The organism is Psychrobacter proteolyticus, assembly GCF_039762275.1.
Classification (GTDB): Bacteria; Pseudomonadota; Gammaproteobacteria; order Pseudomonadales; family Moraxellaceae; genus Psychrobacter; species Psychrobacter proteolyticus_C.
Genome location: NZ_JBDLOB010000002.1, coordinates 46,628 through 73,087, shown reverse-complemented (window position 1 = coordinate 73,087; position 26,460 = coordinate 46,628). Strand labels below are relative to the sequence as shown.

The 26,460-nt window shown below is 41.4% G+C and carries 19 protein-coding genes; 12 read left to right on the top strand and 7 right to left on the bottom strand.

The annotated features are described in order from the left end of the window. Positions 1-64 precede the first annotated feature (64 nt). The 6 genes from lepB to ABFV72_RS03345 all read left to right on the top strand — a co-directional run bounded on the left by lepB (position 65) and on the right by ABFV72_RS03345 (position 5,398). The gene (gene lepB / locus ABFV72_RS03370; RefSeq protein ID WP_347162437.1) at positions 65-967 is read left to right on the top strand and encodes a signal peptidase I; all 903 of its coding nucleotides are present in this window, start codon (positions 65-67) and stop codon (positions 965-967) included. Between the two features lie 131 nt (positions 968-1,098). Next, positions 1,099-1,491: a DUF4845 domain-containing protein gene (locus ABFV72_RS03365; protein WP_347162436.1), complete on the top strand. Its 393-nt coding sequence runs from the start codon at positions 1,099-1,101 to the stop codon at positions 1,489-1,491. Positions 1,492-1,593: 102 nt separating this feature from the next. Next, positions 1,594-2,391, top strand: coding sequence for a ribonuclease III (gene rnc / locus ABFV72_RS03360; RefSeq protein WP_201547921.1), 798 nt, complete (start codon positions 1,594-1,596; stop codon positions 2,389-2,391). 346 nt (positions 2,392-2,737) lie between these two features. After that, a complete protein-coding gene (gene era, locus ABFV72_RS03355) occupies positions 2,738-3,703 on the top strand; it encodes a GTPase Era (RefSeq protein ID WP_347162786.1) in 966 nt (321 codons plus the stop codon). Positions 3,704-3,766: 63 nt separating this feature from the next. Next, positions 3,767-4,558, top strand: a complete 792-nt coding sequence (gene recO, locus ABFV72_RS03350; RefSeq protein ID WP_347162435.1) for a DNA repair protein RecO — start codon at positions 3,767-3,769, stop codon at positions 4,556-4,558. Between the two features lie 66 nt (positions 4,559-4,624). Further along, positions 4,625-5,398, top strand: coding sequence for a pyridoxine 5'-phosphate synthase (locus ABFV72_RS03345; protein ID WP_347162434.1), 774 nt, complete (start codon positions 4,625-4,627; stop codon positions 5,396-5,398). Positions 5,399-5,418: 20 nt separating this feature from the next. Here the strand turns inward: ABFV72_RS03345 and ABFV72_RS03340 are convergent, their stop codons facing one another. Beyond that, the gene (locus tag ABFV72_RS03340; RefSeq protein WP_347162433.1) at positions 5,419-6,147 is read right to left on the bottom strand and encodes a GspH/FimT family pseudopilin; all 729 of its coding nucleotides are present in this window, start codon (positions 6,145-6,147) and stop codon (positions 5,419-5,421) included. Between the two features lie 584 nt (positions 6,148-6,731). Here ABFV72_RS03340 and ABFV72_RS03335 point away from each other — a divergent pair. The 3 genes from ABFV72_RS03335 (at position 6,732) to mscL (ending at position 10,975) form a co-directional block, all read left to right on the top strand. Beyond that, on the top strand, positions 6,732-8,039 hold the full coding sequence (locus tag ABFV72_RS03335) for an OmpA family protein (protein ID WP_347162432.1): 1,308 nt from the start codon (positions 6,732-6,734) through the stop codon (positions 8,037-8,039). A gap of 349 nt (positions 8,040-8,388) precedes the next feature. Continuing rightward, complete coding sequence (gene typA, locus ABFV72_RS03330; RefSeq protein ID WP_057758402.1) at positions 8,389-10,239, top strand: translational GTPase TypA; 1,851 nt, start codon at positions 8,389-8,391, stop codon at positions 10,237-10,239. A 280-nt stretch (positions 10,240-10,519) separates the two neighbouring features. After that, positions 10,520-10,975 carry a large conductance mechanosensitive channel protein MscL gene (gene mscL, locus ABFV72_RS03325; protein ID WP_347162431.1) on the top strand — a complete coding sequence of 152 codons (456 nt, stop codon included), beginning with the start codon at positions 10,520-10,522 and terminating at the stop codon, positions 10,973-10,975. A gap of 112 nt (positions 10,976-11,087) precedes the next feature. Here mscL and ABFV72_RS03320 read toward each other — a convergent pair whose 3' ends face one another. From ABFV72_RS03320 to cysM, 6 genes are all read right to left on the bottom strand, one after another. After that, positions 11,088-11,528: a hypothetical protein gene (locus tag ABFV72_RS03320; RefSeq protein WP_102091526.1), complete on the bottom strand. Its 441-nt coding sequence runs from the start codon at positions 11,526-11,528 to the stop codon at positions 11,088-11,090. 285 nt (positions 11,529-11,813) lie between these two features. Then, positions 11,814-12,755 (bottom strand): bifunctional DNA-formamidopyrimidine glycosylase/DNA-(apurinic or apyrimidinic site) lyase, encoded by a 942-nt coding sequence (gene mutM, locus ABFV72_RS03315; RefSeq protein ID WP_347162430.1) that lies wholly within the window; start codon positions 12,753-12,755, stop codon positions 11,814-11,816. Positions 12,756-12,810: 55 nt separating this feature from the next. Next, positions 12,811-15,348, bottom strand: a complete 2,538-nt coding sequence (locus ABFV72_RS03310) for a RelA/SpoT family protein (protein ID WP_347162429.1) — start codon at positions 15,346-15,348, stop codon at positions 12,811-12,813. A gap of 423 nt (positions 15,349-15,771) precedes the next feature. Continuing rightward, entirely contained in the window at positions 15,772-17,343 is a 1,572-nt protein-coding gene (gene rlmD / locus ABFV72_RS03305; protein WP_431192071.1) for a 23S rRNA (uracil(1939)-C(5))-methyltransferase RlmD, read from the bottom strand. Positions 17,344-17,404: 61 nt separating this feature from the next. Continuing rightward, on the bottom strand, positions 17,405-18,229 hold the full coding sequence (locus ABFV72_RS03300; RefSeq protein WP_347162428.1) for a 3'-5' exonuclease: 825 nt from the start codon (positions 18,227-18,229) through the stop codon (positions 17,405-17,407). A 147-nt stretch (positions 18,230-18,376) separates the two neighbouring features. After that, positions 18,377-19,348 (bottom strand): cysteine synthase CysM, encoded by a 972-nt coding sequence (gene cysM / locus ABFV72_RS03295; protein ID WP_431192070.1) that lies wholly within the window; start codon positions 19,346-19,348, stop codon positions 18,377-18,379. Positions 19,349-19,939: 591 nt separating this feature from the next. Here cysM and ABFV72_RS03290 point away from each other — a divergent pair. The 3 genes from ABFV72_RS03290 to ABFV72_RS03280 all read left to right on the top strand — a co-directional run bounded on the left by ABFV72_RS03290 (position 19,940) and on the right by ABFV72_RS03280 (position 26,206). Beyond that, positions 19,940-23,554, top strand: coding sequence for an ATP-binding protein (locus ABFV72_RS03290; RefSeq protein WP_347162427.1), 3,615 nt, complete (start codon positions 19,940-19,942; stop codon positions 23,552-23,554). A gap of 222 nt (positions 23,555-23,776) precedes the next feature. Then, on the top strand, positions 23,777-24,589 hold the full coding sequence (locus ABFV72_RS03285; protein WP_101204229.1) for a crotonase/enoyl-CoA hydratase family protein: 813 nt from the start codon (positions 23,777-23,779) through the stop codon (positions 24,587-24,589). 357 nt (positions 24,590-24,946) lie between these two features. Continuing rightward, the gene (locus ABFV72_RS03280; RefSeq protein ID WP_191114724.1) at positions 24,947-26,206 is read left to right on the top strand and encodes a multidrug effflux MFS transporter; all 1,260 of its coding nucleotides are present in this window, start codon (positions 24,947-24,949) and stop codon (positions 26,204-26,206) included. The last annotated feature ends 254 nt before the right edge of the window (positions 26,207-26,460 follow it).

Here is a 26,460-nt window from a genome sequence, read left to right as displayed (position 1 = left end):
GTCAAATGTAGTGAGTCTTATCGTAAAGGTGTTAGATAAGCCGCTCGTTAATAGGCAATTTGGTATGGATTTTGATTTTAATTTAATTTTAGTGCCGTTAACTATAGTCCTAGGAATTGTTTGGCTGTTAGACAAGTTAGCGCTCAAACAGCGCAAAACTCGTGGTCGAGGTCAGGAAGGCTTACTAGTTCGCTGGGCTTATGACTTTTTCCCTGTGTTAGCAGTGGTATTGATAGTACGCTCATTTTTAATTGAGCCATTTAATATCCCATCATCTTCTATGGTGCCGACGCTATATACGGGTGACTTTATTGCTGTCAATAAATATGCATATGGCGTGCGCTTGCCGTTAACCTATAATAAGGTGCTAGATACTGGTGAACCTGAGCATGGTGATGTGGCAGTGTTCCGCTATCCTGAGAACCCGAGCATTTATTATATTAAACGCGTTATCGGTTTGCCTGGTGATACCGTAAGTTATAGTCAAGGCACGCTGTCTATCAATGACGTACCTATTGAGACTAAGTCTGTATATTTTGCGGCAAATGCTGAATTGACTTCACAGCTATACTTACCAGGGCAAATTGGTCCAGGTCAAGTGCTGACCGAAGAGAGTGCTTCTGCAATGGGTCAACAAGAAGAAGACGCGGCACAATATTTCGAAGAAGTACAAGGTGACAACAAGCACCTCGTGCGCTATTTAGACGGCATGAACAGTTCACAATACGCGCCATTTTTGCAGCAACAATCACCAGAAGTGGTGGAATCAGAAGGTACTGAGTGGCGCATTGAGGTGCCAGAAGGTCAGTATTTTGTGATGGGTGATAACCGAGATCGCAGTGCAGATGGTAGATTTTGGGGCTTCGTTCCGGATGAAAACCTAGCAGGTAAGGCGGTCTATATTTGGATGCATAAACCACCTGGTCTTAACCTACCGACCTTTGAACGTAATGGTACTATCAATTAAGATTATGAGATTGTCTAGAGGTTGATTGGTTAATAATAGTTTTATGCTAATATCGTTGCTAAATAATTAATAGCTATTTATTATTTATACACTTATTCGAAATAGTCGTTTATCTTTAGAAGGATCTTATAATGCAGCAATTATCTGGTTTGGCTACGCAGCGCGGTGCCAGTGTGACAAACATTGTTCTCATTATTATGCTTTTAGGTATTGCGACTAAGTTGACAGTAGCTATTGTACCGGCTCAAATTGGTGACTATCAATTGACCAAGGTATTAAGTGCACAGCTAAAAGAAGCCAATAACAATAAAGAGACAGCTAAACAATTTGTTGAACGTGTCAACAAACAGTTATCTATCAATGCTGACTATGATACCAAGGCAGAAGAGGTATTTACTTTTACCGATAAAAAAACAGGTCAATTGGCTATTCATAAAGAATATGTAATAACTAACAACTTTTTTAGCAATGTCGACATCGTGAACCGTTTCGAGGGTAATATCGAGATGGCAACAGTAGAGTAAGCCATCATAGTACGACATAGCGCTTTCATTATTTTATAAAATATATCAAATAATATTATTAAACTAAATCTGTCAAGCAGAAGGGATAACCACAAACCACGCATGAAACCAACTTCGCACCATTCCCAAGCGGTTCCTACTTCCCAAAAAAATAGTACGTCTGTTGACACGCTTGTTGTTAGCTCAGAATTTATTCAGCGGTTAGCAGTATTAACGCGTAAGTTAGGCTATGAGTTTAATGACTTGAGCCTACCTAAACTTGCATTAACGCATCGCTCATTTGATAGCAAAAAAAACTATGAGCGCTTAGAGTTTTTAGGTGATGCACTGTTAGGAATGATTGTGGGTGAAGCTTTATATCATCGTTATCCTAGTCAAAACGAAGGGCGCTTAACGCGTATGCGTGCGACATTGGTGCGCCAAGAGTCGTTGGTAATTATTGCTCAAAACTTAGAGCTATCTAACCATCTTATATTAGGAGTAGGTGAGCGCAAAGGTGGCGGTCGCAATCGTGCTTCTATACTGGCCGATGCCGTAGAGTCTCTGATTGGTGCTATCTATTTAGACAGTAAAGATATGGATATTACTCGTAAATGTGTTCTCTCTTGGTATGGTGATCTGATTGATAATGTCAATGACCAAAAAGCGCTTAAGGATGCTAAGAGTCGGCTGCAAGAGTGGCTACAATCTAAGCAGTTTGACTTGCCCAACTACGAGCTCATGGAAACGCGTGGTAATGCACCGCATCAAATTTTCGTTGTACGTTGCCATGTCAATATCAATAATTGCCCTGATATTACTGAATCTGGTGAAAGCCGACGTATTGCTGAACAGAAAGCAGCTGAGCTTATGATTAACCAATTACATAAATTGCCAGGATCTGCCAAAAAACGTGTATAGCTGATGTCTATTAATGCATTTTTAGATGCATAGTATCGGTTTAGACTGGTTTATAACTTGGCAAACATACATTAAAACTACTTCACATATTATTTATTTTAAAACTTTAAATGTTTCTAGCCCATTTTTAATGGTGACTAAATAAATTTACCATTAGAGACAGTTCGGCTAGTCACAAACCCTATAGGATTAACTTATGAGCAATCATACTGATTTGCCATCAAACAATGAAGACAGCACCCAAAATTTGGGTGAAAATACAGATATTGATTTAAGCCAAAATAATATCGAAGTTACCGAAGAGACTCATGGTATTGATGCAGAAGATATTGCATTAGACAATGATATGGCAATTGAAGAATTTTTTGCACCGAGTGGCAATGCTCGTATGGCTGATGATTTTAGAGCAGGCTATGTGGCCATTGTTGGACGTCCAAATGTGGGTAAATCAACTTTGATGAACCACTTACTAGGTCAAAAGCTGTCTATCACCTCACGTAAACCGCAAACTACCCGTCATCGTATTCATGGCATTTTGTCAAACCATGAAATGCAAGCGGTGTTCGTTGATACACCAGGTATTCACCGTAACGAAGTACGTGCTATTAACGAACGTATGAATAAAGCGGCGGTATCGGCGTTAGTAGATGTAGATTTAGTACTGTTTGTTGTCGATTCAGATCAATGGCGTGACGATGATTTATTGACCTTGCAAAAGCTCGGTGAGACCAATCTAACAGTCGTATTGGTTATCAATAAGTCAGATACTCTAAAAGATAAAGGCAGCGTGCTACCACTTATCCAAACTTTCAACGATAGTTTTGATTTCGCTGATATCGTTCCTGTATCTGCACTAAAAAATCAAAACTTAGATCGTTTGCAAGAAGTGATTGCCTCACATTTACCAGTCGCTGCGCCTATTTATGATACAGAGCAAATCACTGATCGCTCTGAGCGATTTTTAGCCAGTGAAATCATTCGCGAAAAAATCATGCGTAGTGCGGGTGATGAAGTGCCATATGATTTAACCGTACAGATTGATGAGTTTAAAGATGAACCTGCCCATACTGATCCAAAAACAGGGCGTCCACGCAAAGCTTGTACTTTCATCGATGCGACTATCTATGTTGAACGTGGTGGTCAAAAAGCCATCGTTATCGGTGACAAAGGCCAGCGTATTAAACAAGTTGGTATGGATGCTCGTAAAGATATGGAGCAGTTGTTCGGTAAAAAAATCATGTTAACTTTGTGGGTCAAAGTGAAACGTGGTTGGTCTGATGATGAGCGTGCGTTGACCAGTTTGGGCTATTGATAGCGGTTAAAAACGAACGCTTCAAAAGCACTGTCTGCCTTTTAGCTATTTAGGTAATAAAAAATGCGTAATGAAGCGCTCGTCGGGTATTTATTGCATCAGCGTTCTTATCAGGAAAAGCGCGCTTTGTATTATCTTTTTTCTCAACAACACGGTGTGATACATGGTGTTGGGAAAAAAGGCGCGCCACTATTTATGCCGTTACAGCTTTTTGCTACTGGCAAACGCGACTTAAAAACTTTTAGTCAAATTAATATTGCTTCGCAAGATACAACTCAAGCTGATAGCGTCCAAAAAGACAGTGTTCAAAAAGACAGTACATCTGCTGTCTTAGAAGCCGTACCTTACGCTAATATCAGCGGTCAACATCAGTATGCTGCACTATATATAAACGAGATTCTGTGGCGGCTGTTACCTACTGAAGACCCAATGCCTGTATTGTGGCAGCATTATCAAATCAGTCTACAACAACTCAAGCAGCCCTTAAGTAATAGCGAGCTTCGTCTCTGTCTACGTCAGTTTGAGCAGTATCTATTTACCGAATTAGGATTCACTTTAACGTTAACGCATGACAACGTTGAAGACCCTATCGAGTCTGATTGTACTTACCGCTTTTTACCGGATGTAGGTTTACTCCCTGTATTGGTACATAATGAAGAGTCTGAGCATTTAGCCAGTGAGTCTGGACAGACTGTTTTTAAGGGTGCAGATATTATAGAAATGGCACGCTTAGGGATTACTGAGCAAACGCTGAGCCATTGGTCAAAACTACATCGACATCTTATTGATCATTTGCTTGACTATCAGCCGCTCCAAAGCCGTCTGTTGTGGCAGCAACAGCAACGTTATCAATAACTGCATTCTCAAATATTATCGTAGTATCAACTATATAAGTTAGGCTTAATTGTCCAAAGGATTTTTATGAGTATCTCTGTATCTACCTCATCTGAAAGTAATTCAAAAAAACCTTTGTTAGGCGTGAATATTGATCACGTGGCAACATTGCGTCAAGCGCGCGGTGTGAATTATCCAAGTCCTCTAGCTGCTGCATTATTGTGCGAAAAGGCAGGGGCAGATGGTATCACTATACATCTACGTGAAGATCGTCGTCATATACAAGATGCAGATGTTTATGAAATGGCAGGGCAGTTGTCGACGAGAATGAATCTAGAGATGGCCGCAACTGATGAGATGCTTGCAATTGCCTGCGAAGTTAAACCTTTTTGGGTATGTCTAGTACCTGAAAAGCGTGCAGAGTTAACGACAGAAGGGGGTCTTGATGTTGCAGGGCAAGTCATATCTCTAAAAGAGTATGTTCATAAGCTACAAGATTCTAATATTAAGGTTTCTTTGTTTATTGATCCTGATGACAAGCAGATTGTAGCCGCGATAGAGTGTAGTGCAGACGCGATAGAATTGCATACTGGTGCTTATGCGGAAGCAGGATTAGCAAATGATACTGACGCACAGTTGGCTGAACTTAAAAGAATCGAACATGCAGTAGCTACAGCACAGAGCCTAGACGATAAATTGCTTATTAACGCAGGTCATGGCTTAACGTGTGACAATGTGAATGCCATTGCAAAGATTGATGGTATATATGAATTAAATATCGGTCATGCACTTATTGCAGATGCCGTATTTGTAGGATTAGAGAGTGCAGTGATAATGATGAAAGAGGCCATGCATAAATAGGTTTGCATATATGGCATCTATTAACCGCTACATTTCGTAGGGTGGTCTACATTAAGTTTGTGTTTGACGATACCGGATTGGTTAAAAGAGATTTGGTACATTGACTTGTTATAAGAAGAGGTAGGGCAATATTTTATATGACCGAAGTGTCCTCGCGGTCTGCCGCTATCACCCCAAAATTTAGTATAGTGACGCCTACCACCAACTCTTAATTTCACCGTACTATATCTTAGGTTTAAGGATTGCTGAGTTAATAACGTGTCTACTTGAGAATCAAAATGCTTATTGTTATTTTTATCTACGAATAACAGAAGTGTCTTATCACTGTTCCTATGGCACTGCTGTGCATCATTCGATAAACAAACCAAGACATCCTGCCGACTTATATAACTTTCAGCCTTTGCTAAGGATAAAGTGTTCTCCAACTGATGCTTGACGCGTTGCGCTTCCATTCGTGCTAAGTGCGTTAAGATGCTTGGCGCTGCAATAGCTGCGATAATTCCCAATACCATTGTCGTCACAGTTAGCTCAACGAGAGTAAAGCCGTTTGATTGCTTAGCATTTAAAATATTATTGTTTTGAAGGGTTGATTTTCTATAATAGGCTAATTTAAATAGTTTATTGAATAACCTAGATATAATAGCTAAAAACTTATCAACTCCATACCCGCCTTTTCTACAAATAGGTAAACAAAGGGTAAAAATGACTATTCTCTTATAATGGGCCAGTACCTTATTAAATAAGTTCATAATGCGCTACATCCTATAGCTGTTTATCATTCAAGTAAAAAACAACGTCTCACACATCCTTGTGTTGACTATCTTTTAAGCAAACCAATTGTCCAAATTCTTTAAACTTTCTCTTATTCCACTGTATATAAAACACATACAACACCTAATTACTTGATTTTCAAAAGAATATCGGTTTTTTACAATATATATGTAATATATAGCGACTGTCAAAAAATGTTTCAATTAGTGAAAGAACCACATTAGCAATAGAGAAAAAATTCTAATTGTAATAAAATGCTTCAAGAAAATAGCTATCAATAGACTATTCATCTATCGCAAACTGAGGTGTAAAAGATAAGAAGCGTAAGGTGTGTTAGTTCTGGGTAACTTAGACTGGTTATTGTGTTTTAGTTACAACATTATCGTGTAATAATGTGTAGCTCGTTAACGAAAAAAGTTGTAAACTGAATTAATAATCGCTAAGCTACTCCTTAATTGGTTTTGCTTTGTAACTTAAAATGCGTAAGAGATGTCTATCTTAGTACGTCTTGAGAATCGGTTTTGCTTAATGCATCACTAAAATTATCCTTTGGAGGAAGTCCATGAAATTGAATAAAATAGCTCTAGCCCTTGTTGCTGTAGCGGCTGCACCGATGGCAGCTAATGCTGGTGTTACTATTAGCCCATTGTTACTTGGTTATCATATGACTGAAGAGTTCAGTGATACCTCTGACAAACAGCGTGAAGTTTTACGTACTGGTAAAGACTTATATGTAGATGCCAATGGTAATTCTATTGACGGCCGTGCCGGAAACGTAACTAATGGTGGCGTAGCTAAAGAAAGCAGCCTATATACTGGTGCAGCTTTAGGTATCGAACTTACTCCTTCTACTCAGTTCCAAGTAGAATATGGTGTATCTGACGCAAACGGCGAAGCTTCTGAAGATTCAGCTGATGCAGGCGTTAACCGCTTTGATATCGAACAAGAAATGATTTCTGGTAACTTCTTGATCGGTACTGAAGAATTCACTGGTTACACTGATAGCGCACTTAAGCCATATGTATTAATTGGTGCTGGTCAATCTAAGATTAAAGTAGAAAACCAAGAGTCTTATGACGTAACTAACGCCGATGGTTCTACATCTACAGTAGCTGCTGGTACTGAAGTATCAAACTCTAAAGACACTATCGGTAACCTAGGTCTAGGTGCTATGTATCGCATCAATGACGCGCTAAGCCTACGTGGTGAAGCTCGTGCGATTCATAACTTTGATAACAACTGGTGGGAAGGCATGGCTTTGGCCGGTCTAGAAGTAGTACTAGGTGGCCATCTAGCACCTACAGTAGCAGTACCACCTATGCAAGAGCCAGTAGTTGACAACACTCCAGTAGTTGTTGTTGAAGCTGATCTTGATTCTGACGGTGATGGCGTACCTGATAGCATCGATGCATGCCCAGGCACTCCAATGAACGTTGTAGTTGATGAGCGCGGTTGCCCAGTACCAGTAGACATTACTGACGAACTGAAAATGGAACTACGTGTATTCTTTGATAACGACAAGTCAGCTATCAAAAACCAGTACAAGCCAGAAATCGCTAAAGTAGCAGAGAAGATGCGTGAGTATCCTAACTCTACAGCTCGTGTAGAAGGTCATGCTTCTAAGACTGGTCCTTCAGCACGTTATAACCAACGTCTATCTGAAGCTCGTGCCGTTGCTGTTAAATCTATGCTAACTAACGAATTCGGTATCGCTCCAAACCGTCTATCAACTGTAGGCTATGGTTACAACAACCCAATCGCTTCAAACGACACTGAAGAAGGTCGTGCTATGAACCGTCGTGTTTATGCCATCATCACTGGTGACAAAACAATGACTGTTGAACAAACTAAAGATATGGTTGTTCAATAAGTATTAGCAAAATAACCGTATAGTTAAATATACAGTTACAAAAAAAGCCACCCAATGGGTGGCTTTTTTTTATTTATGTATTGAGAAAAGTGAGTTATTACATAAATTTATGAATCAATAATGTTATACTAGCCACCCAAACATTCTGTAAATTAACAGTATGTACATTAGCATAGCAATCTGTATGATGAATTCGTCAGTATAGATATTTGATTGTATTGAACTTTTTTATTTGATAGCATTCTTTTCTGCGTCATCTTAGATTCAATATCTATCTGATTGATGATGAAAGTTTATTCAGCAGCGCTTACTGCTACTGCATTTTTTTAAGACGAAACGAGCATTTTATATGGCGAACGATATCAAACACCTGCGTAACATTGCAATTATTGCCCACGTTGACCACGGTAAGACAACTTTGGTTGATAAGTTATTACATCAGTCTGGTACTTTTGGCGACCGTGCAAACATTGCTGAGCGTGCAATGGACTCAGGTGATATTGAGCAAGAACGTGGTATTACCATTTTGGCTAAAAACACAGCTATCCGCTGGACAGATAAAACTTCAGAAACCGAATACCGTATCAACATTGTGGATACCCCAGGTCACGCTGATTTCGGTGGTGAAGTTGAGCGTGTAATGTCTATGGTTGATTGCGTACTTTTGGTTGTTGACGCTGTTGATGGCCCAATGCCTCAGACTCGTTTTGTGACGCAAAAAGCATTCGAACAAGGTCTAAAGCCGATCGTTGTTATCAACAAAATTGACCGTCCTGGTTCACGTCCTGATTGGGTAATGGATCAAATCTTTGATTTGTTTGACAACCTAGGTGCAAACGATGAGCAGCTTGATTTCCCAGTTGTTTATGCTTCAGCATTGAACGGTATCGCAGGTCTAGAAGCAGATGATCTAGCTGACGACATGACCCCATTGTTCAAAACTATCGTTGACGTTGTTCAGCCTCCACAGGTTGATGCTGACGCTCCGTTCCGTATGCAAATCTCAAGCCTTGACTACAACAGCTTTGTTGGTGTAATTGGTATTGGCCGTATTCAACGTGGTAAAGTTAAACTTAACACGCCAGTGACTGTCATTGATAAGCATGGCAAGACGCGTAACGGCCGTATCCTAAAAATCATGGGTTACCATGGTCTTGATCGTATTGATGTTGAAGATGCGCAAGCCGGTGATATCGTTTGTATCACAGGTATCGATGCGCTAAACATCTCTGATACTATTTGTGATCCTAACAACGTTGAAGCACTACCAGCACTAACAGTAGATCAACCTACAGTATCTATGAACTTCCAAGTAAACAATTCACCATTTGCTGGTCGTGAAGGTAAGTTCGTGACTTCACGTAACATTCGTGAGCGTCTTGAGCGTGAGTTGATTCATAACGTAGCATTGCGTGTAGAAGACACTGAGTCTCCTGATAAATTCAAAGTATCAGGCCGTGGTGAGCTTCATTTATCAGTACTTATCGAAAACATGCGCCGTGAAGGTTTTGAGCTAGGTGTTTCTGGTCCAGAAGTTATCGTTAAAGAAGTTGATGGTAAGCTACAAGAGCCGTATGAAAACGTTGTCTTCGATATCGAAGAAGAGCATCAAGGTTCTATCATGGAGCAAGTTGGTCTACGCAAAGGTGAGATGACTAACATGGAGCTGGACGGTAAAGGCCGTATGCGTATTGAGGCAACCATACCAGCGCGTGGCTTAATCGGTTTCCGTTCTGAGTTCCTAACCCTGACTTCAGGTAGTGGTATCATGACCTCGAGCTTCTCACATTACGGTCCACAGAAGATCGGTGATGTTGGTGGTCGTTCTAACGGCGTATTGGTTTCTATGGCAAATGGTACTTGCCTAGGTTTTGCTCTGTTTAACCTACAGAAACGCGGTAAGTTATTTGCTGAACCACAGCTTGAAGTTTATGAAGGTATGATTGTTGGTCTTAACTCTCGTAACGATGATATGACTGTTAACCCAACGACTGCTAAACAGTTAACCAACGTACGTGCTAGTGGTACTGACGAAGCATTGACGTTGACGCCAGCAGTGAAATTCACTCTTGAGCAAGCGCTTGAATTTATTCAAGACGATGAGCTAGTCGAAGTAACGCCAAAAGCGGTACGTATTCGTAAACGCTACTTGACTGAAAGTGAGCGTAAGCGTCACGGCCGTGGTAAAAAAGGTGCTTAATATCAATAAGTGAGTTACTGAGGAATTCATGATATTGATGTTTGACGCGAACACTTAGTGTCAGTAGTTTCTACGGGCACTGAGTGATTCAAAAATGAGCAGTATAAGGTGAACTATTAGTGGTTCACTTTATACTGCTTTTTTTTGTGTTGTAATCTTGGAAAAATACAGACAGAATGAATAGTGGTATCAATGTATTCAATTATTAACATGAAAGCTAGATGTGACACTAATTATATAAATATCTATTTGCTTATAGATAAATTTTGAGGAAAAAACAATGAGTATGGTTTCAGAGTTCAAAGAGTTCGCTGTCAAAGGTAACGTGATGGATTTGGCAGTCGGTGTCATCATCGGCGGGGCTTTTGCTACCATCACAAAATCTTTGGTAGATGATATTATTATGCCTATTGTCGCTTTTATTTTCGGCGGCGAGATTAATTTTGAAAATATGTTCTTAGTTTTAGGCGATGCACCTGACGGTATTGCTACGACTTATGATGCACTCAAAGAAGCAGGCGTTCCTGTATTGGCTTATGGTAGTTTTATTACCGTACTTATTAACTTCTTAATTTTAGCTTTCATCATCTTCATGATGGTTAGAGGTGTCAATAAAATGCGCCGTGCTGAAGAAGTAGAGGAAGTTATAGAAGAAGCAGTAGAAGAGCCATCAGAGGAAGTGAAATTGCTACGTGAAATCAGTGCCAAATTAAGTAATACTAGTATTACTAAATAAATTATCGACTTTTCGACAATAAAAAAGGCTAACTCCTCGTTAGCCTTTTTGCTATGAAATAGTCACAGTCATTTTTTGTGAACTATTTGATGTGCCTACTAAAAGCAAATTGTTATGGAGTGACCACTACATAGTCATTGGTATTAATTAAAATTTCTGATGGTTGATCGACAACGATACGTACTACGTTATTATCAATAACTTGAGATTTGTAATAGTTGTCTTCTGCAACTGTGCAGCCTAAACAACGTCCCATTGCATCCCAAGGCTCAACAAATAGTTTCTGTTGTGCTTGATCTGCATTACCACCAATAAGTGAGAAAGGTAGGCTTACGATATAAGCTGCCGTACCAGCCACCGCATTCACGAGTTGCAATGGTTTACCAACAATCGTATCGACTACCATCGTTTCGTATGAAGGCCCGAAATCAGTTTCATCAATTTCTATAGCTGCAAAAGTAGGCTGAATAGTCGCAGCTACCAATCCTAAAGTTGCCAATACAGTAAAAAATCTCTGCTTAACTGTGCGTTGAGTTTTTGCTTTAACAGTCATAACGATATCCTGAAACTCATAATAGTATGATTAATGGCTGCTGCTATTTCCACACAGGAATCTTGCGGCAACAATAGTTAGGCTAAATATTACAGAAAAATAAATGATACGCACTATTTATGTAAGCGCTAGCACTATTAAAGCAAGATGTGCGCTAATAAGCAACAAAAACGAGAATAATCTAACTATATCTTTAGCAGTGTTTGATACTTTTAAAAATAGATACTGTATCTAGATATTATCTTAAACTAGACACAGTACAAACAAACGGATATCCATTATTAGCTATTTTAACGGCTGACAATTTGGACAATAAACACTGGCTCTACCAGTAAGCTTGATGTTTTCTAATGTCGTACTGCAATGTAGACAGCTTTCTCCCTGTCTGCCATACACGTTTAAAGTTTGCTGAAAATAACCAGTTTGGCCACTTGCTACTGTGAAATCTCGTAGTGTTGATCCGCCCAATTTTATCGCTTTATTTAAGATTTCTTTAATATGACTCACTAACATGACAATCTGATCGTATGAAAGTTGATTGGCTGGTGTAGCAGGGTGGATGCCGGACAAGTACAGACTTTCAGTCGCATAGATATTGCCAACCCCAACGACGACTTCTTGTTCCATGATGACAGATTTAATCGCTCGGGAGATGGGTTTTAGTCGTTTGTTTGCTTTAGTATCATCTGGCGATGACCTATTGTCATCTTGGCTAGATAAATCTATACGCTGGATTAAGCTATATAAATAGTTTGCGGTAAAATCTTTTGAAAGCGGCTCAGGACCTAGATGGTCTAGTAGTTTATTGCCGTAATCCTCATGCCATAGTACTGAACCAAAGCGTCTTGGATCATAGTAATGTAGCTGAGACTTTTTATTATCAGCATCATTAAAGATGACAATCAGATGGTCATGTTTACGCTTATCAGTACCGTAGCTGTGTTGCTGTAAGCTACCTGACATTCCTAAGTGAATAAGAAGCTGACGTGGTTCAACCTTGCTAGCTGACATGGGAGCGTTATTCTGTGCAGCTACTGGCAGAAAACTAAGAATCAGATACTTTGCTCGGCGCTCAACACTATCCAATGTGTAATTAACCAACTCGTCCAAATTATCTGGCATCATCCATCGCAGCTTTGGTTGAAATACTTTAACATCAACTACCTGTTGCCCCAACAATGGAGCAAGACTGGCTTTAGTGGTTTCTACTTCAGGTAATTCAGGCATAGTATTTTTTGACAACTCTATTATGGAATAAACAACGACTGGCTTAAGGTTTTATTTACACGACCGCACGGCGCGCGTGCAAAATACCATGCTGCTGTTCTAATTTTGCGAGCAGCTTAGATAGATGTGCTAAGCCTGAGACTTCAATATGGAACTTTAAAAAAGCAATATTGTCGTCATTGCTTAATGTTTGCACTTGGCGAATATTGACATTCTCTTTATCAATTATCTGTGTCAAATCACGTAGCAAACCGCGTCTGTCATATGCTTCGACATGAATATCAACAGGCTGATAACGCCCCGTCTGTACTTGCCAAGCGGCTTCTATCTTGCGCTCAGGATCACGCTCGACCAGACGTAAGTACTCTGGGCAGCCTCGATTATGCACGCTAACGCCACGCGATAAAGTGATGTAGCCAGCTATAGGTTCGCCATGCACAGGGTGGCAACAACCTGCCAAATTGATTTCAATATTATCCAAGCCATCGATGTGGATTTTATACGCATCAGGCTTACCTGTATCTCTGTTATCTACATGCGGTACAAAGCTCTCTGGTGGAATCTCAGGCTCTAGATGCAGCTGACGAGAGATATGACTGGTCAACTGATTCAGGCCAATATCACCTGTCACCAGACCCACGATAATGTCATCGGTCGTATTGACATGAAAATGCTGAATATAGTCGTTTAGATCAATACTATTAGGATGAACAGATAGGCGCTCAAGCTCTTTACTGAGCATTTGGCGACCTATTTCAATATTCTTATCACGGTCTTGCTTATTAAACCACTGGCGCAGTTTTGAACGGGCGCGATTGGTATGAATATAACCTAATGATGCTACCAACCAATCACGATTGGGCTCACGCGATGCCTTAGTGATAATCTCAACTTGCTCACCTGTTTTCAACTGGTAAGTCAGTGGCACATAGCGTTGATTGACGCGGGCTGCCTGCGCGCGGTTGCCAACTTGAGTATGCACATAGTAGGCAAAATCAAGAACGGTCGCGCCTTTTGGTAGTTCGGTAATATCACCATCACGACTAAATATATAAATACGTTCTAGCTCATCAAAATCAACGAGTTGCTCTTCTTCGTCAAACTCGATATCGTCTATCTCTTCGCCCGCTACCACAGCTGAGCGTGGCTGATTACGTGTCTCATTATTGATAGATAATAATTGGCGTAATGAGCTGATTCTTTGGTTCAGATAGTTGTCTTTCTTATTCTTTAGCCCCTCTTTGTAATTAACGTGCGCACACATGCCAAGTTCGGCCTCAAAGTGCATCTCATGAGTACGAATTTGAACTTCTAGTGATTTGTTTTCCGCGATTACAGCAGTATGTAGTGAGCGATAGCCATTGGACTTAGGGTTAGTAATATAGTCATCAAATTGCTCAGGAATATAACGCCATAAACCATGTACTAGGCCCAGGACGTGATAACAGTCAGAAGGGCTATTGACCAAGACGCGCAAGGCACGAATGTCATAAAGCTGATCGAAAGATAAGCCTTTGAGCTTCATTTTTCGATAGATAGAGTAGATATGTTTAACGCGCCCAGATACTTCGCCTTCAATACTGGCATCTGCTAATGATTCATTTAATTTGTCTTGTACGCGCTGAATATAAGACTCGCGTTCGCTACGTTTTTCTGACAGTAGCTTAGCAATTTCTTTATAGCGATCAGGCGCAAGATAACGGAAAGCTAAATCTTCGAGCTCCCATTTTAGCTGCGCAATACCTAGGCGATGCGCTAATGGTGCATAAATAGTCATGACCTCACGTGCGACACGAGTTTGACGCTCTGGCCTAGAAAACGTCAACTCACGCATGGCAAAGGTACGCTCTGCCAATTTGATGAGTACCACACGCACGTCGTTGGTGACAGAGATGAGCATGCTATAAATATTTGATAGCTGATCACGCTGATTATTGACGAAATGGTCTTCTAAGCGCTTGTTACTCTCGATAATCTCCGACAGCTTACCCATTGCAAGAGTGTCTTTAACAAGCGTCAAAATATCTGGACCAAAGTTTTTTTCAACTTCAGCGAGACTGATGATTGATTTGCGCGCACTGCGATACAGCATGGCCGCGACCAGTGCGTCTTCATCTTGATAAAGATAGGTCAGAATATCGGTCATACCAATACCGGTCACATAAGCGCCTGAACGCTCAGATTCGCTGGTATTCATATGACTGCGAATAAACTCGCAAGCTGCACTTAGGTTAGGTACTGATTCTTGTCCAATACGCTTGGCCACATTATCTAGCCAAGTAGGTACGTCAATGTTGGCTTGGTCTAAGTCGACTGCCTCGAGCTCTTTGTTTGATAGCGCATTGGTATCATCCAAATACTCGTCTTCAGTGTGAGGGTCATGCAAATGATAAGTGTGTGCAGCTGAACGATCAAAAGTAGTATGTAGCTTGTGGGTTGCCAACTGGTATTTGATGTCGAGGGGAATTTGGGCATAGCTATTGGCTGACTGGTGAGAGCGTTGGCTCGCCACCAGTTGCGCCGCAAGTGTTGCACTATCGGCCTGCGTGGTCTGTCCATCCACCAACGGTAATCCTTCACGAATTTTTACCATAGCCGACTCCTCTTAGCTATTTTGAATTGATTATAACCTCATCTACTATGCACACACTCTGAATTAACGATCCATAAAGTGTCAGCTATAAACCAATACAACTGCTAAAAATGTTATTTTTAGCAGCTATAAAATGCGCGTAAAATATATAAAGCTATGAGTGCAAATGCTTGCTATGTAGCGATTAGAAACATCATCAAAAACATAGGAAGATTGTTTACTATTATCTCATTTTAAAGTGACAAATCAAGCGAGCCTCTGTACGGCTGTGGTCAATTACGCTAAATAATGGCTATTTATTAGCACAAACTTATCAAAGCTTTGAGTTATCTTAGATAATTGTAATAACGCTTAATTGTCTCTTTAATCAGGTTCAACTATCAGTCATTCTTGGCTATTCATCATTTTTGAAAATTAATAACGTTAAACCGCTACCTTTTCAAAGCGAGCGATAGACTCAACATGACCCGTATGGCAGAACATATCCATCACGCCAGCATGAGTCAGACGATATCCTTGTTCTAACAATGCTTTTGTATCACGAGCAAGAGTAGCTGGATTACAAGAGACATAAACAATACGCTCAGCATTAAATTTTGGCAAATATTGCATAATCTCCCAAGCACCAGAGCGCGGTGGATCAATCAATAGTGCATCAAAGCCTTGATTTGCCCATGGCTTATCAGTACAGTCTTGAGTCAAATCTTGACTATAAAATTCAGTATTGTTAATACCGTTGCGACGAGCGTTGTCAGCAGCACGTTCGGTCATGGCCTCACTGCCTTCGACACCGACTACTGAGCCTGTCTCGCCAACGAGGCGTGCTAGTGGTAAGCTAAAGTTACCCAAACCACTGAATAAATCTAATACGCGTTCGCCTGCTTTTAAGTCCAACAAGTCACAAGCAAGCTTGGTCATCTGACGGTTGACCGATAAATTTACTTGAGTAAAGTCAGTAGGGATAAATTCAAAAGTCAGATCATACTCTGGCAATTGATAATATAAACGCCCAAATTGCTCGCTCAAATCATCAGCGTCTGTCAACGCGATACGTTGGATGCTATCAACACCTTTCGACTGCAAATATAGCTGCCAATTACGCGCCGCAAAAAATACTTTTAGTTTGTCTATATCGGCATCTGACAACGGTTCTAAATTACGTACGATGAGCGCGACTGGCTGATTACCATCAGGTAGTTCTGGCAGTTGCTCACCCATGGCAAGCTCAAGCTGAGCAATCTTGTCACGGCTCTCTAAGGTGCTAATAAGTGTTTTTAGGTTTTCAATCTCAAAACCAATACGCGGATCCAAGATATGACATTCATCTAGCTCTGCTAAGAAGTTACTTGAACGCTCGCGGAAGCCGACAAGCGCGGTTTCTTTTTTGACAACATAGCGTACGCCCAAACGTGCTTTGGTACGATAGCCAAGACGATCGCCGACCACAGGCGGGAGCCAGTTGTCAGGCTCCGCATTGGCTTGATGCATCAGCATTTCAGCTAGTACTGACTGTTTAAAGTTTATTTGACCATCTGGCTGCCAGTGCTGCAAGTTACAACCACCGCAAGTACCGAAATGCGGGCAGGGTGGTACAGCACGTTCAGGGTTTGGGTTGGCGGTAATACTAATGGCATCGCCTTCTTCAAAGCTAGCACGGCTGTTGGTTATTTTTACTAAGGCGCTTTCACCTGGTAGAGCAAAGCTAACAAAGATTTTTTTGCCGTGCTTATCTTCAGCATGACCTTCAGCAACGTCAAAACCATTACCATACACAGCAACACCGCGACCATCATGTGATAAGCCATCAACATTAAATGGAATTGGCTCTGCGTCTTTTAGACGACGACGTGTCTTTGATGATGGCTTTGATTTTTTCTTACTAGGCGGAATGACAATCGTTTGGGTGTCGTTTGTTTGAGCTTCATTCGTTTGAGCGTTACTGTTTTGCGCTACCATATCAGATGCTGTAGATGTTTTTGAATCGGTGGGTTGCATAAACCTGCCTTAATAATAAATAACTAGAAGAGGGGAATAAAAACTACTAATAATGCGAATTCTATAATTCGGGTGCCGATGACCAGTCAGCGATAAACTCTTGATGTCGCGGACTACCGTCAGCTTGGGTATACTTTGCCAGATAGTCATAGCTCTGCTGCTGCCAAGCATCAAAATCTTGTGAAGACAATTGTCCTGTTAGACGTAACCAGCGTAAATAAATCAGCCAAGTGTTCATAACATCAGACTCACAGTATATAGATAGGGTCTGCCAGTCACCGCTACTAACAAGCGCGCCGACCATGCTGCCATCTACGTCAGTTTTACCAGGTAATCCGTACAGACTTGCGACGATATCCATGGCCTCTCGGCGACTAGCACCATACTGGCTAAACCGATCCATTAAGTCCAGATGACGCGTATGAAAGCGATTAACATAGTTATCAAAGCGCATGTTTTTAATACGCTCGCCTTCTTCGAACAGCCATGGCGCTGACAAATTATACTGCATGGCACGATATATCAGTACAGGTATGTCAAAGCCTGAGCCATTCCAACTAATAAGTTGTGGCAGTGTCTCAACATCGTTAAAGGCTCTAAAGAATTTGGCTAGGATTTCTTTTTCACTAAATTTATCGGCAGTCAAAGAAAATAGCGATAACTTACCATCCTTAATATACAGAGCTGAGATACAGACGATACGCTGTAGTGGCAAGCGCATGAAATCATGCCCTGCCTCTTGCGTACGTATGGCTGTCAGCGCGCTTAAGGCATCTGTATCATTAAGATCGGCCAATTTCGGATAGATACGGCGTGCTGCATCGACATCGGCGACAGTCTCGATATCAAAAACCAAGATAGGGTCGGATGGTAGCGCTTGTGACATAGATAATCCTGACTATTTATGAGCTTATAGTTAATTCATTATAAAAGAATAACAGCGCTAACCTTGCTTGAAGTATTACGTTTATATCTGCACTTGGTCGCTTTGCACTTCTTTTAAATTAACGATACTAAATGGTATTCTTATGCATTAATTAACTTCTGCGCTGCTGTTATCCGTATTGCTATCGTCAACGTTATATAAACCCGTTGATAAATAACGATCGCCACGATCGCAAACAATAAAAGCAATAACAGCATTAGGGTTTGCTTTTGCCACTTGGGTCGCTGCCCACGCAGCTGCGCCCGAAGATACTCCAGCAAAGATACCTTCAGTCTTCGCCAATTTACGCATATAGACTTCAGCAATACGCTGATCGATATCCATCACTTCATCAATCAAGTCTGCATCAAAAATACCTGGCATATAGGCAGCAGGCCAACGGCGAATACCAGCAATCGAAGCTTCTTCGTCAGGCTGTAGGCCGATGATTTTGACGTCTGGATTTTGCTCTTTTAGGTAGCGTGACACACCGGTAATCGTACCTGTCGTGCCCATCGAGCTAATAAAATGCGTAATTTTACCTTCTGTCTGTGCCCATAGCTCAGGGCCTGTAGTCAGGTAATGTGCTTGGCTATTGTCAGGATTATTAAACTGATCCAATACAACCCCTTTGCTATCTGCTTGCATCTGCAATGCCAAATCACGCGCAGCTTCCATACCTTCGTCTACTTCAATCAGCGTTGCGCCATAAGCGATCATGGCATCTTTACGCTCTTGGGTAGAGTTGGTTGGCATCAGCAACGTTATCGGGTAGCCACGCATCGCGGCGACCATGGCCAATGCAATACCAGTATTGCCACTAGTGGCTTCAATCAACATATCACCAGGCTTGATATCACCGCGTTGTTCTGCTTGATAAATCATATTAAAAGCAGGACGATCTTTTACAGAGCCCGCTGGATTATTACCTTCAAGCTTAGCTAGTACTGTGGCACCATTGGCAATGTGCTCTTGCTCAGGCAGACGTTGAAGTTGTACCAACGGTGTTTGACCAACGCAATCAGCGAGGGTAGTGATTTGAGTAATAAAGTTAGCATTTGACATGGCCGTAGTGGACATAAAGTATCCTTTTCTATTTTTTGAATATGTTTTTAATGGCTTGTTTTTGATGGAAGCGCTGTTTTTATTGTTTGATCATAATTTTAGACAGTCGCTTGGTATATAGGTTTACGGTGATAAGCGAGCTAAAAACGAAAGGCATTAGAGTGCGCTCTCATATGTTATGACTATGAGCGATATATTGTGGTAAATAAAAAGTGGCTTTATTATATCATTTTGTTTTCAGCTGCGCTTATCGCATCAAGGATTAATAGTCACTGTATCAGGTCAATGTCAATGTTACGTTGAGGGTTGCAAAAGTAAGACCATTGCTTAAAGCCATATTCTCTTTGACACAGAGTGGTTGGCACTCTAATTATAACGTTATTCATCATATGGAATGCCTAACCAGAACTTAGAGAATCCTGTTAAGATAATCTTGAGCTGTATAGTAGTTGCCTCGTCAAAATCAGTTACCTTATTAACAATTAGTGGCTTCATTAAAAATAGCGCCTTACCCAGATGCTCTGAGATGATGCGCTGCAAGTAACACGAACACTGACATTATTACGAAAATTCACGGCAAGAACATTAGTAGAGAGTAGACCCAGCATGGCATATAAAAAACGTTTCGATACCAGTAGTGCTTATGGTCAGCTGATCATACTGGTGTTTTTGCCTATCTGTGTATTGGCAGCAGTGGGCGGCATTTTGGTATTTCACGAAACCATGCGTGCAAGCGACTCTGAGCAAGAGGTATTGGCCGAAGCGGTACTTATTCGCTATACGCCAGTCATAGCTGAACTGATTCCTGAGCTGCTAGAACAAGAGCGCCAACAAGTAGGGAGTAGTGCTGAGAGGACCCAGCAAGCGGCGATGACGACGCTAGAGGGTATCCAAGATAAGCTTGGACGTATGCAGTCCGAGCAGCATGTGCAGCGCATTGCTATTATTAATGAAGGCAATCAAATACTGGCAACCGTCGGTTATGGCCTCAATGAAGAATGGCCGCTAATCAGTGATTCCGCAAGCTTTTTGTCACAACGCCCAACGCCTGTAGGCACAGCGTATGGCAGTGTATTAGGAGAATTTGAAGGGCAGACGTTGTGGTTACTCGTCGATATGGATAATGAGCCGCTCTATATTGCACGCTACCGTATTGCGATGGCGTTAGTGATTACTGGTTTATTTACTATCCTGATTCTACTACTGAGCTTAAATATCTATTCAAAACGTTGGATTGCCCCCATTTATGAGCTACGTTTGCAGTTGCAACGTACCCATGTTGATAATTTATACCAACCTGTACCCGTTGAGTCAGATGGTGAGCTAAATTTATTACAGCAAGATCTAGTCAGAACATTACGCCGCTTACATAGAAGCTTTCAAGAGCTCAAAGATCATGCTGAGCAAACTGAGGATGATTTACGGTTGGCATTTGATGAAATGGAGATGCAAAACATCTCTATTCGAAATGCACGTGATGCAGCGATTTCAACCAGCCAAGCCAAGTCTGCATTTTTAGCCAATATCAGTCATGAACTGCGTACACCATTGAACAGTATCGATGGTTTTATTAATTTGCTGGCACGTCATGGTGAGCTTAATCCTGAGCAGGACTTGTATGTACAGACCATACGTAAGTCCTCAGCACACTTGCTCGCTTTGGTAAATGATGTCTTAGATTTTTCTAAAATTGAGGCAGGCAAGCTGGTATTGGATCGCCATGAGTTTGATCTCTATGACACCATTTATGATGTGGTCGATATGCTATCCCCGGTCTCTGCGGAGAAGGGGTTGCGCATGGCAGTACTGTTTTACAATGATGTGCCGATGCGTATCAATGGCGATGCATTACGTCTTAAGCAAGTATTGACCAATATTGTTGGTAATGCCATTAAATTTACGGATAGTGGTGATGTAGTGGTGCGTGTGAGCTTAGATGACCACCGTGATAATTATCTGATGATTAGCGTGCAAGATAGCGGAAAAGGTATTTCTCTGGCAGATCAAAAAATGCTGTTCCAAAGCTTTAGCCAAGGCGATCCATCAATCACGCGTCAGTATGGCGGTACAGGGTTGGGTCTGGTTATCTCCAAACAGTTAACACGCTTGATGGGCGGTGATATTGGGTTTCATGATAATGCTCAAGAAAATATTGCCAACCAAGGTGCGACTTTTTGGTTTCGCATGCCAGCCCATGTCGATGTGCTAGAGGCGGCCACAGGGCAGACGATCGAATTACCAGTATTAGCGCCACTGGCAAGCGAGACCGATGAATTTAATGTACTGGTTTGGATTAATCATACCGCTTCGATACAAGTACTCAAGGCTAGCTTGCAGTACTTACCGATTAAGCTGACTCAAGCCAACTCGTTGCCGGGTGTACTGGAGTCGTTGAAAGAGCACGGTAACTATTGGGATTGGGTCATCGTTGATGATGACACGCAAGACGATATGATGGCGCTCCTCAAGCAAATACGTTTGCATTATCAAGGCAAGCTTGCTGTATTTGGCTATCAAGTGGCGGCCGACCAAGCGCTACTCAACCGCTATCATGCCAACATACTGTATGAGCCATTAGACAAAAGACAGCTGTACGCGATGCTTGATACGCAAAGCCGTAGTACGCCGCAAAGCCTGCAGGAACCACGTTGGAAAGGGGTCACGGTACTGGCAGTTGATGACCATTTGCCTAATTTATTAGTGCTTGATGCTCTATTGAGCGAGCTAGGGATTCAGGTAGTTACTGCGAGCAGTGGATTTGATGCTATTGAGATTATTAGTAAACAGCAAACCAAAAATATCAAAACTGCCAAGAGCGATAAGCAAAGCCTATCGAATAAAACGCAACTTTCTAAAGCAGAAACACGTGATGAGATAAATAAGAAAACAAATAGCGCGTACTATCATGAGGATATAAGCGCTGACGACAAAGCGGCTACGCAAGACAAAGACAATATTGATTTGATATTTATGGATATTCAAATGCCGCGTATGTCGGGACATGAGGCGGCTAAGCAAATTCGCAATATTGAAAATACGGATAGCCGTATCCCTATTATTGCTTTGACAGCGCATGGGTTGGCAGATGAACGTGACAAACTTATAGCCAGCGGTATCAATGACTATGTCGGCAAACCTATTAGCCAACCTCAGTTATTGCAAGTGCTACAGAAATGGCTTGGTCGTAAGAGTACCGCACCACAGTTGACCGCGCTGCCCGATACAGACTTGCAAAGCTTTGGCTTACAGCATCCTGATTTGCAGAGTGATAATTTACAAGATGCTAATGTACAAGGTACCGACTCATCAGAGGCTGAGCTAACTGCTATTGACTCGCTGCGCGGTTACTCAATCAATGACAATGATTTATCGAACGACTTACTCTCTAACAAGGTAAATAATAAAGAGTCTCAAGCCAGTTCAGGTATATCTTCAGATACATTAACCGCTACTTATCCAATAATAAGAGGAGATGGGGTAGATCGTAACAGCACTTCTGTCAGTAGCGAGCCGAAAATTACCCGTCCATTATCCTTGAAAAAAATCCGTGATGATTATTTGCGCGATAGCCAGCCTCGTGAAGGCTATAGACGAGATACTGCGCGTGATATTCAACCGCGCTATGAGAGCTTACGTCTACAAAAACAAGGTCAGTCGCCACTACTACAATCACCAACAAAGTCTATCGACAACTCTCAAGATAAAAGCCCTCAAGACCAAAGCTTTCAAGATAGAACAGCTCACGATAATACGACTTTACACGAGCAAATCAATAATGACCTTAGCCACAACAATATAAGTAAGAGTGATACCTCAAACATTTTAGATTGGCAAGATGCGCTTACTCGTTCAGCGAACAAACCTGAATTGGCGGCCAAGCTGATTATCATGATGATCGATACTATCAATGATGAAAAGCAGGCACTCATTCAGGCATGGGAAGCGCATGACCGCAATATGTTGGCACAAATTGCCCATCGTATATTGGGTGGGAGTCGATATACAGGTGTACCACAACTGCGTCAGGCTAGCCAAGATTTAGAAGATAAGTGCTTGCTGAATGTACAGCATACGACACCTGTGCAGTTTGCAATGATTGAGCCATATTATGAGGCATTATTAACGGCACTAGACAACTTGCAAAAGGTAGATTTATCTTCTTATCCGCAGCTTAATTATCATCGCTTAAGCGAAAATGACATGACGTGGAAAATGATATAAGTGAGAGTAAGGTAGAACAGACAAAATCATTCAGGTTCAGAGAGCGATAAGTAATCTCATTAGATTTGCTTATCGCTATCAACTAGACACTCTATATCTGCTGTATATGAAACTGACTATAGTATCGTGGCAGTCAGTTATTACTACGGTACAACAAAGACAAGCCTGCTAATATTGTGAATATTAGAACCATATTTGTTTTATTCATTAATAAGGATTGTTATGAACGCGATTGCAAGTTACCAGTATGAGACCTTACAAGTTAGTATTACAGATAACATACTGACGGTTACCTTAAATCGTCCACATAAAAAAAATGCAATGAGCTTTCAGGTAATCAATGAGCTGATTAAGCTGGCAGGTCGTATTAGCAAAGACAGAACCATACGCGCAGTCATTCTAAATGGGGCAGAGGGGACGTTTTGTGCAGGGATTGATTTAGGAGACTTAAATCATCCAAAAAACACAGCATTTGCGCTTTGGGAGCTGATTAAGCCATGGCAAAGTGCGTTCCAACGAGTATGCTTAGTATGGCGTGACCTGCCAGTACCTGTCATAGCGGTATTGGAAGGGTATTGTATCGGCGCTGGGTTGCAGTTGGCGTTGGCTTGTGACGTACGTATCAGCCATCCTGATTGTCAATTATCTATTATGGAAGCTAAGTGGGGGTTAGTGCCAGATATGGGACTGACCCAATCAGCATTTGGAGTTCTACGAGAAGATACTCTAAAAGAACTCGCCATGAGCGCTCGTATCATCGATGCTAATGAAGGCAAAGAGTTAGGCTTGATTAGCCATTGTAGTGAAGCGCCTCTTGAACAAGCACAAAAGCTTGCTGCCGAATTCGCAGAGCGCTCTCCTGATGCAGTGCTAGCAAGTAAACGCGTGATAAATGCGATGTATGATCAACCTGCTAAGACTTTATATAAAGAAAAAGCATGGCAGCTTAAAATGATGCTTGGTCGCAATCGTAAGCTTGCCCTCAGAAAAGCAAAGCAGGCCAGCACCTTATTTGGCAAACGCCAGTTCCGCTAAATTTTTGCTACTAGCAACTTTGCTAGTTCCGTTTTTTATTTGACTCGCTTTAATAGAAGAGGGCTATTGTCTAAGAATACCAGACATATTTTGATAAGTTATTTCGACGAGTTTTAATTGTTAGCAGTTGTTTCGCCATTATCTTATAGCCATTGAAATGCAAGTAGATAGCACGATATAGCATTGTCTGCTTGCACCGATATGGGTAAAGATGCACTATTGTTGTTAAAGGTATCTATTTTGATTACTGTATAAGCCAGTAAAATGACGAAAGCCTACCTAACAACACGTGCAAGCAGTTAAACGTCGAAAAATAAAATATCAAAAATAATAGCCACTATATAAAACGGTCTAAATATGTCTGCTTCAAAACCCTCCCTTCCAAATAAACCTATCGCTTCTGAGCGAGTGCGCTCTGCTGATTTGCCTGTTGCATGGATTATGATGCTTGGGCTGATGGTTGCGGTAGGGCCATTATCGATTGATATGTATCTGCCAGCATTGCCATCAATGGCCGATGATTTTGGCGTTTCAACGGCCTTTATGGCTAACTCTGTCCCTGCATACTTTTTAGGCTTGGTATTTGGACAGCTATTTTACGGACCATTCAGTGATCGTGTCGGCCGTGTGAAACCTTTATATATAGGTATGACGTTATACGTTATCGCTTCTATCCTTTGTGCGACCACTGACAATGAGTACGTACTGTTTGCAGGCCGTACTCTACAAGCATTGGGCGCGTGCGTCGGTGCAGTAGTTACTCGTGCCGCAATTCGAGATCGCCTCACTGCCAAACAAACGGCGAAAGCTTTTTCCATCATGATTTTAGTGATGGGCTTAGCACCCATATTGGCACCATCGCTTGGCGCGCTATTCTTACAGTTTTTTGATTGGCACTCTATCTTTTGGTTCTTAGCTGCATTTGGCGCTCTAAACTTGCTACTTACCAAGTTTTTCTTTTTTGAAACTTTGACCGAAGAAAATCGTAACGTACGCCCTGCAAGAGAAGTGCTCAGTCAATATTGGGATTTATTAAAAGACCCGACCTTTAACTATCCAGCAATTGGTGGTGGATTGTTAATGGGAGCAATGTTTGTCTATATCAGCTCGGCTTCAGAGCTAATTATGGATACTTATGGCGTCTCAGCGACACATTTCGCTTGGTTGTTCGGAATGAATGCGGCGGGTTTTGTAGGTTTGACTCAGTTAAACCAATGGCTTACCAATCGCTTTCGAATACTAAGTATTTTACGATTTGGGGCGATGATGCAGGTTATCTCTGCGGGTCTGCTATTCGTGATCGGCTTGCTTTTAGGGACGGACGCTTGGTTGCCACTGGTGCTGGCTTGTATTTTCTTTTGTATCGCAGGATTGGGTCTGACCCAGCCCAATGCTTCTGCAATTGCCCTCGCTTTTCAGAAACGCCGTGCTGGTATGGCAAGTGCGCTACAAGGTTCACTAATGTTTTCAGTCGGTATCTTTGGCGGTTTATTGTTGAATTTGTTTCCAGTCAACCCAGTCCTTAAGGTCGGTATTGCTCTGTTCTCACTAATGAGTTTCGGTTCTTTCCTGATTTGGAAGATAGACCGTAATCTAAATTTGGACGATGCAGAGTAACAGCATCTCTATTTTAAGTTAACTGTATTTTAAAAAGCACTCATACGTTCACAGCGTATAAGTGCTTTTTTTTGTGTTGAATACTTATTCAGTTAAGGATCAAGTCTTGTAGAGACGTTAAGTAGCAACGGTCACTAGATTTTAGTAAACATAAGTTTTTCCGAATTATATGCTAAATTTTATATATATAACTAACTCTAAATAATGACCAAACATAATTATTGCAATCGCAAAATTAGGTAAGTATTATCTAA